The organism is Tianweitania sp. (genome assembly GCF_032053605.1).
Taxonomy (GTDB): domain Bacteria; phylum Pseudomonadota; class Alphaproteobacteria; order Rhizobiales; family Rhizobiaceae; genus Tianweitania.
The window spans coordinates 1-7,134 of sequence record NZ_DAMBUH010000141.1 but is presented as its reverse complement, the minus strand read 5'-3'; the positions used below and the strand labels follow the sequence as shown (position 1 = coordinate 7,134).

At 62.2% G+C, this 7,134-nt stretch carries 8 protein-coding genes; 5 read left to right on the top strand and 3 right to left on the bottom strand.

The window, feature by feature from the left end:
• Nucleotides 1–853: dihydrolipoamide acetyltransferase family protein (locus tag RTX98_RS19135; RefSeq protein ID WP_312798433.1), on the top strand; the 853-nt coding region annotated here is incomplete at its 5' end.
• Nucleotides 854–855: 2 nt separating this feature from the next.
• Nucleotides 856–2,247, top strand: coding sequence for a dihydrolipoyl dehydrogenase (gene lpdA, locus RTX98_RS19130; RefSeq protein ID WP_312798432.1), 1,392 nt, complete (start codon nt 856–858; stop codon nt 2,245–2,247).
• Between the two features lie 45 nt (nt 2,248–2,292).
• Here lpdA and hemN read toward each other — a convergent pair whose 3' ends face one another.
• Entirely contained in the window at nt 2,293–3,642 is a 1,350-nt protein-coding gene (gene hemN, locus RTX98_RS19125) for an oxygen-independent coproporphyrinogen III oxidase (protein ID WP_312798430.1), read from the bottom strand.
• 170 nt (nt 3,643–3,812) lie between these two features.
• On the opposite strand from hemN, the gene RTX98_RS19120 reads away from it, so the two are divergent.
• Nucleotides 3,813–4,535, top strand: a complete 723-nt coding sequence (locus RTX98_RS19120) for a Crp/Fnr family transcriptional regulator (protein ID WP_312798428.1) — start codon at nt 3,813–3,815, stop codon at nt 4,533–4,535.
• A gap of 4 nt (nt 4,536–4,539) precedes the next feature.
• Here the strand turns inward: RTX98_RS19120 and RTX98_RS19115 are convergent, their stop codons facing one another.
• Nucleotides 4,540–5,019 (bottom strand): hemerythrin domain-containing protein, encoded by a 480-nt coding sequence (locus RTX98_RS19115; RefSeq protein WP_312798427.1) that lies wholly within the window; start codon nt 5,017–5,019, stop codon nt 4,540–4,542.
• A 388-nt stretch (nt 5,020–5,407) separates the two neighbouring features.
• On the opposite strand from RTX98_RS19115, the gene RTX98_RS19110 reads away from it, so the two are divergent.
• Nucleotides 5,408–5,707 carry a hypothetical protein gene (locus RTX98_RS19110; RefSeq protein ID WP_312798426.1) on the top strand — a complete coding sequence of 100 codons (300 nt, stop codon included), beginning with the start codon at nt 5,408–5,410 and terminating at the stop codon, nt 5,705–5,707.
• Nucleotides 5,708–5,847: 140 nt separating this feature from the next.
• Entirely contained in the window at nt 5,848–6,144 is a 297-nt protein-coding gene (locus RTX98_RS19105) for an ArsR/SmtB family transcription factor (protein WP_244641467.1), read from the top strand.
• 8 nt (nt 6,145–6,152) lie between these two features.
• Here the strand turns inward: RTX98_RS19105 and RTX98_RS19100 are convergent.
• Nucleotides 6,153–7,134 (bottom strand): ABC transporter ATP-binding protein (locus RTX98_RS19100; protein WP_312798425.1); only part of this gene is annotated, 982 nt, incomplete at its 5' end.

Below are 7,134 nucleotides of genomic sequence, written 5' to 3'. Positions count from 1 at the left end.
TCGCGCTCGCGCGAAGGACGCCGGCATCGACCTTCGCCAAGTGCAGGGCACCGGCCCGGCCGGCCGCATCAGCCATGCCGATCTCGACGCGGTGTTCGAGAAGGGTGCCGGCCAAGGCGGCGGCTCAGCCAAACGCGGTCTGGCGGCGGACACGTCGGTCAAGGACATCAAGATCGTCGGTCTGCGCCGCATGATCGCCGACAAGATGACGGCGTCGAAGAAGCACATTCCGCACATCACCTATGTCGAGGAAGTCGACGTCACCAAGGTGGAAGAGCTGCGGGCGACGCTGAACAAGACCAAACGCGACGACCAGCCGAAGCTGACCTTGCTGCCCTTCCTGATCAAGGCGGTGGTTCTGGCGGTGCGCGACGAGCCTGTGGTGAATTCGATCTTCGACGACGAAACCGGTGTCGTGCATCAATATGGCGGCGTGCATGTCGGCATGGCCGTGCAAACGCCGACCGGGCTGATGGTCGCCAACGTCAAACATTGCGAAGCGCGCGATCTGTGGGACACGGCTAGTGAAGTGAACCGGCTGGCGGATTCGGCGCGCAAGGGCACGATCACGCGCGACGAGCTGCGCGGCTCGACCATCACCATCACCTCGCTGGGTGCGCTGGGCGGCCTCGTGCACACGCCGATCATCAACCATCCGGAAGTCGCTATCGTCGGCGTCAACAAGATGCAGATCCGGCCGATGTGGGATGGGCGGGAGTTCGTGCCGCGCCAGATGATGAACCTGTCGTCGTCCTTCGACCATCGCATCGTCGATGGCTGGAACGCCGCGACCTTCGTGCAGCGCATCAAGCAGCTGCTCGAAGAACCCGCCCTTTTGTTCATGGAGGGCTGAGCATGGCTGCCTATCGTTGCATGGTTCTGGTGATCGGCGGCGGGCCCGGCGGCTATGTCGCGGGCATCCGTGCCGGCCAGCTCGGCCTCGACACGATCCTGGTGGAAGCGGCGCGTGTCGGCGGCACCTGCCTCAATGTCGGCTGCATCCCCTCCAAGGCGCTGATCCACGTCGCCGAACAGTTCGAGGCCGCGCATCGCTTTACGGGTGACAATGCGCTGGGCATCTCGGTGTCATCGCCCAAGCTCGATCTTGCGACTGCGATGGCGTGGAAAGACGGAGTGGTGGGCAAGCTCACCGGCGGCGTGGCCGGCCTGCTTCGCAAGGCGAAGGTACGGGTGATCGAGGGCACGGCGACGTTCAAGGACGGCAAGACCGTCGAGGTCGCCAAAGTGGACGGCGAGAGCGATACGATCACGGCCGAGCATGTGATCATCGCGACCGGTTCGGAATCGGTCGAGCTGCCGTTCCTGCCATTCGGCGAGGATGTGATCTCGTCTACCGGCGCGCTGGCGCTTGAATTGGTGCCGGAGAAGCTTTGCGTTGTCGGCGGCGGGTATATCGGGCTGGAGCTTGGTATCGCTTATTCCAAGATGGGCTCGGCGGTGACCATCGTGGAAATGGCCGACCGTGTTCTGCCGCTCTACGACGCTGAACTCACCGGACCGGTGACCAAGCGGCTCGATGAACTCAGCATCACGGTGCTGACCGGCGCGAAAGTGACGGGCGCCAAGGACGGTTCTGTGGAGGTGGTGGATGCGTCGGGCGCTACTCGCCAGATCTCGGCCGACAAGATCCTGGTGACGGTGGGTCGTCGTCCCTTCACCAAGGGTCTCGGGCTGGAAAACCTCGCGCTCGACATGGATCGCGCTTTCATCAAGATCGATGATCGCTGCCGCACGTCCATGCGCGGTGTCTATGCGATCGGCGACGTGACGGGCGAGCCGATGCTGGCGCATCGCGCGATGGCGCAGGGCGAGCTGGTGGCCAATGTGATCGCCGGCCAGAACGACAGCTGGGACAAGCGCTGCATCCCCGCGATCTGCTTTACCGATCCGGAGATCGTTTCAGCCGGGTTGCAGCCGGAAGAGGCGAAGAAGTCCGGCTTCGAGACGATCGTCGCGAACTTCCCCTTCCGCGCCAATGGCCGCGCCATGACGATGGAGCGCGAGGACGGTTTCATCCGCATCGTTGCGCGCAAGGACAACCATCTGGTGCTGGGCATCCAGGCGGTGGGTGCTGGGATTTCGGAGATGGCGGCAGGCTTTGGGCTGGCGATCGAGATGGGCGCCTGCCTTGAAGACATTGCCGGCACGATCCATTCGCATCCGACGCGTGGCGAAGCCTTGCAGGAAGCGGCGCTGAAAGCGCTCGGTCACGCACTGCATATGTGACGGATACGGCCGGGCATGTGTCCGGCCGGTTCCTTCCTCGGTTCGTTACACGGCTGCCGAATGGCGGGCGGCACCGGTTGCAAGGTAATCGTCGAACCAGGATGCGACGACGCGCACGAAGGGGCGGCCTTGCGGCGTGACGATGAAGCGCTCGCCTTCCATATGGACGAGATCGTCGGGATCGGCGGCAACGAAGCTGGCGGCTTGGCGAAGCAGCGCTTCAGCTTGGGCAGGATAAAGCGTCCGCAGCTCGGCGGCATCAAAGGCGAAGCCGCACATCAACATTTCGATGATCCAGCGGCGCGCCTTGTCAGCTTCGCTGAGGGCAAAGCCGCGGGCCACCGGCAGTTCGCCGGCCAGAGCACGGCGGCTATATTGCGCGGTTGCGGTGATCGACTGGATGTAGCCCTGCGGCAGCGAGCCGATTGAGGACGCGCCCAAGCCGATCAGCACATTAGCGGAATCGGTAGTGTAGCCCTGGAAGTTGCGGCGCAGCGTGCCGTTCAGCGCGGCTTGCGCCATTGTATCGCTCGGCAAAGCGAAGTGGTCGATGCCGACCGCGATATAGCCGGTTTCGGTGAGCAGCCGTGCACCTAGGGCTGCCTGCGCGAAGCGCTGTTCCATGTTCGGCAGCGCGGCCTCGTCGATCATGGTTTGGTGCTTCTTCATCCAGGGCACATGCGCATAGCCGAACAAAGCGACGCGGTCCGGGTTCAGGCTGATTACCTGCTTGATGGTGGCGGCCAGCGTTTCTTCCGTCTGGTGCGGCAGGCCGTAAAGGACGTCGAGATTGGCCGATTTGACGCCGCGCTGGCGAAAACCTTCAAGCGCGTCGCGGGTTTGTTCGAAGCTTTGCAGGCGGTTGATGCTCTGCTGAACCTTGAGGTCGAAATCCTGCACGCCAAAGCTCGCGCGGGTCGCGCCGAACGCGCCCCAGCCATCGAGGCGGGCCTGGTTGATGTCGTTAGGATCGACCTCGACGCTGATCTCGCAGGTCGGCAGAATGGTGAAGTGCTTGTCGAGTGTGGCGCGCAGCCGGGCCAGGTCGGCCGGCTCGATCATGGTCGGCGAGCCGCCGCCGAAGTGGATCGCGCATACCGGCTGTGCGCGGCTTAGGTGGCGCGCGACAGTTTCGATCTCCATATTCAGAGCATCGAGATAGGCCGCGATGGGGTCGTAACGCATCACCTGCTTGGTGTGACAGCCGCAGAACCAGCACAATCTGTCGCAGAACGGTAGATGCAGATAAAGTGATAGAGGTTCGTTCGGGTTGATTTCACCAAGCCAGCGCGCGTAAGTTTGCTCGTTGATCCCATCATGGAAATGCGGGGCAGTGGGATAGCTGGTGTAGCGAGGCACGGGACCCGCATAACGGGCAATCAAATCGGCAGTCATAGGAACACTCCAGGCTGTCAATGACTTAGCCCTCAACGCCTTTCGTGTTGTTGATCTCGATCAAGGTTGGAGACGCTTTTACGGAAGCTCAGACGCGTGAATTGCAAACCGGACCAGGCAGGTTCTTTGCCAGTTTGAGGATGAACGCGGGGAAGAAGTCGGAATTTTTGATGGCAGACCGCAGGGATATTCATAATTCAGACCAGCCAGTGCTTTGTCAGAGTTGCGAAGCGCGGCACAACGGCATGTGCGGCGTTCTGGAGCCAAGCGAACTGCTCGCCTTATCGAAGATCACGCGAGTGATCCGGCATGAGGCCGGTGCGGAACTGGCGTCGGAAGCGCAGCCGGTAGACTCTTATGCCAATGTGATGCGCGGCGTGGTGAAGCTCACCAAAACGCTGGAAGACGGGCGCCAGCAGATCGTCGGCCTGCAATTTGCGCCGGATTTTCTGGGGCGGCTTTACACAAAGGAAAGCGCGGTCACGGCCGAGGCTGCGTCCGACGTCGATCTATGCCGCGTGCCGCGCGCAGCACTCGAGCGGCTGATGTCGGAAAATCCGGCCCTCGAACACAGGCTGATGCAGCAGACCTTGCGCGAGCTCGATGAAGCGCGCGACTGGATGGTGACGCTTGGCCGCAAGACGGCATCGGAAAAGGTCGCGAGCTTCCTTTACCTGATCGCCACGCATCTCGATCCAAGCCACGAGGGAGAGGCGATCCGGCATTTCGATCTGCCACTGACGCGCAGCGACATTGCCGATTTTCTTGGGCTGACGCTGGAAACCGTGTCGCGTCAGTTGTCCAAGCTGCGCGCCGACAAGGTGATCGCGATCACCGGCAACCGCCATGTCGACGTGATGGACATGGCGCGCCTGAAAAGCCGCTGCGGCTGAGCGTCTAAGCAACCGCGCGTGGTGCGGGCGTCGTGCTCCACGACATTTCCAGCAGCGGCGTCAGCAATTCGCGCTCGAAGGCGATGTGACGGCGCACGCTTTCAAAGAAGCCGCGCAGCATGTAGCCGGCAGCGTCACCCGACAGGCGGTTCTCGCCCTTGCCGATCGCCAGCAGCGTGTCCTGCAGTTCTTCGGCAAAACACATGTCCTCGTAGTGCTCGTAACGTAGCCGATCTAGCGTGGCCGGCATGGTTTTCAGCGTGGTGGACAGGGGCTCGAGAGCGGGAAACAGCACGGCTTCTTCTAGGCGATGCGCATCGGCAACCGTGCGGCACACGGCACGCGCCACATGCAGGCATTGTTGCCGGTCGATATTGGACGGCAGGCTGTCGGCGATGGATTCGAGCTGATCGCAGAGATGCAGCATATCATCATGGCTGGTGCCAAGACTGGTCAAAGCAAGCTGAAGCGAAGTGCGAGGCATCAGAAACTTCCTCCCGAAGCGATAATCGGATGTCGTCTTGAGCGGTGCGGTTGGCCGTCGGAACCAAGCCTGCCCGATGAAAGCGTTTGAGGACGCGGTGCGCAGCGTGGTTTGCCGGGCGCGAGCATCCTGTTTCGGGCTGTCGGTTTTTCCATCATGGCCGCAGAGTAGCGGGGAAGCGAGTGCTGCACTTTGATCTGGATCAGACAAACCGCATCGCATGGCTTGTCAGGTATCAGCTGTGCGCTGCCGCAAACCTTAACACTTTGCTAATTGCCGCCGCGCTAGGAGCGAAGACCCTGTCGCGGTTGATCGCCTGCGGAGAGGGCAGGGGTCGACTGGAGGCTGTTATCGGCCACCGTTGAGGGGACGCATTGGGGAACCGGCAATGCCGCGCACAGAAAATCTGCGTATGCTGATGTTTGCGCTTCAGCAGGATCTCAACAACGAGTTCCTGAAGCGTCTGGTGCGCCGCCTCATCCTCGATGTTCCCGGCTTCCAGGGCGATGCCTTTGTGCGGGATCTGCAGGATTATGCCGACGCGCTCGAGCAGGGTCTTGGCAGCGTCAGCACGCCACTTCCCACCAAGGCGATGGCTTGCGAGATGTGGCTGGAAAAGATCGATCTGGTTCAGATGGCCATGGCCGAAAACGGTTCTGATGAGGACGGCGGCGCGGCGCGTCCGTAGGAATACAATTCGGCTCTTCGCCGAGTTTTCCGCCAGGTGGCAGTTTTTCCCCTTTGCCGAGCAACAATCATGCAACCCTTTGCGGGGCTCGCCCGTTGGCGAGTAAGATCAAGTTCGCGAGGGCAGGATTGTCTGAGGTCGTGATTGACAGCGCCGAAAGGTCGGCCGCGCTTCTGGCGGTGCTTGGCAATGCCAAGCGCCTGTTGGTCATGCATCACCTGTTGCAGGACGAATTGGCCGTTAACGAGCTGGCGCGACGCGTCAATCTCAGCCAATCCGCGATTTCCCAACATCTTGCACGCTTGCGCGAAGCCGGGCTTGTGGAAACAAGGCGTGATCGTCAGACCATCTATTATTCCAGCCGCTCCGAGATCGCCCGCCGCCTGCTTGGCGCGCTGGACGGCTATTTTTCCGAAAACCAGAGCGCCGCTGAATAGAAGCCGGCTTATTGTTGCTGGCTCATCTCTGCTTCTTCAAGCACATGCGCGACGCCCTTCACCGCCAAGCCAACACGGCTGCCGGTCGGTGGAATGTCGACACCGCTGACGCGCAGATGCAGCGGCGGATGGTTGCGCTGATCGATCAGCCTGAGCTGCAGCGTCCAGTTGGCGCCGCTAAAGGCTGCATGCAGGATTTCGAGCTGCGGCTGCCCCCTGTCTGCCGGAACAAGCTGGATCTGTTCGGGACGCAGCAGGATTTCGGCCGTGCCGGATGGTTCAGGCTTGGCGATGGGGAAGCGGCCGAGCGGGGTGGAGGCCGTGCCACCGTCGAGCATAGCGGGCAGGATCAGGGCGTCGCCCAAAAACAGCGCTGTTTCCCGATCGGCAGGGTGAAAATACACGTCGCGGGGCGTTCCCCGTTGCACCAGCCGGCCGCCGCGCATCAGAGCTACCTGATCGGCAAAGGACAGGGCTTCGGCTTGGTCATGGGTGACGAGAACGGCGGTGATGCCTGCGTCGCCGAGGATCTGCGTGACGGCTTGGCGCATCTGCTCGCGTAAGCCGGTATCGAGCGCCGAGAAAGGTTCGTCGAGGAGCATCAGGCGAGGCTGACGAGCCAGCGCGCGCGCCAAGGCGACACGTTGCTGCTGACCGCCGGACAACTGGTGCGGGCGGCGCTCCAGCATGGCGAGGTCGAGGCCGATCAGTGCCATCAGGTCGCCGATGCGCTTCTTGCGATCGGGCGAGCGGCGCTCGAGGCCGAAGGCAATGTTGTCGGCGATGCTGAGATGGGGAAACAGCGCGCCATCCTGCGAGACGATGCCGATGCCGCGAAGATGCGCGGGCACGGCGTTGGCGTCGTCCACCAGGGTTGCGTTATCGAGTTCGATCGTACCGGCATCGGCGGCTTCGAAGCCGGCGATGATGCGCAACAAAGTGGATTTGCCGGAACCGGACGGGCCTACGATCGCAGTGCGGCTGCCTTGG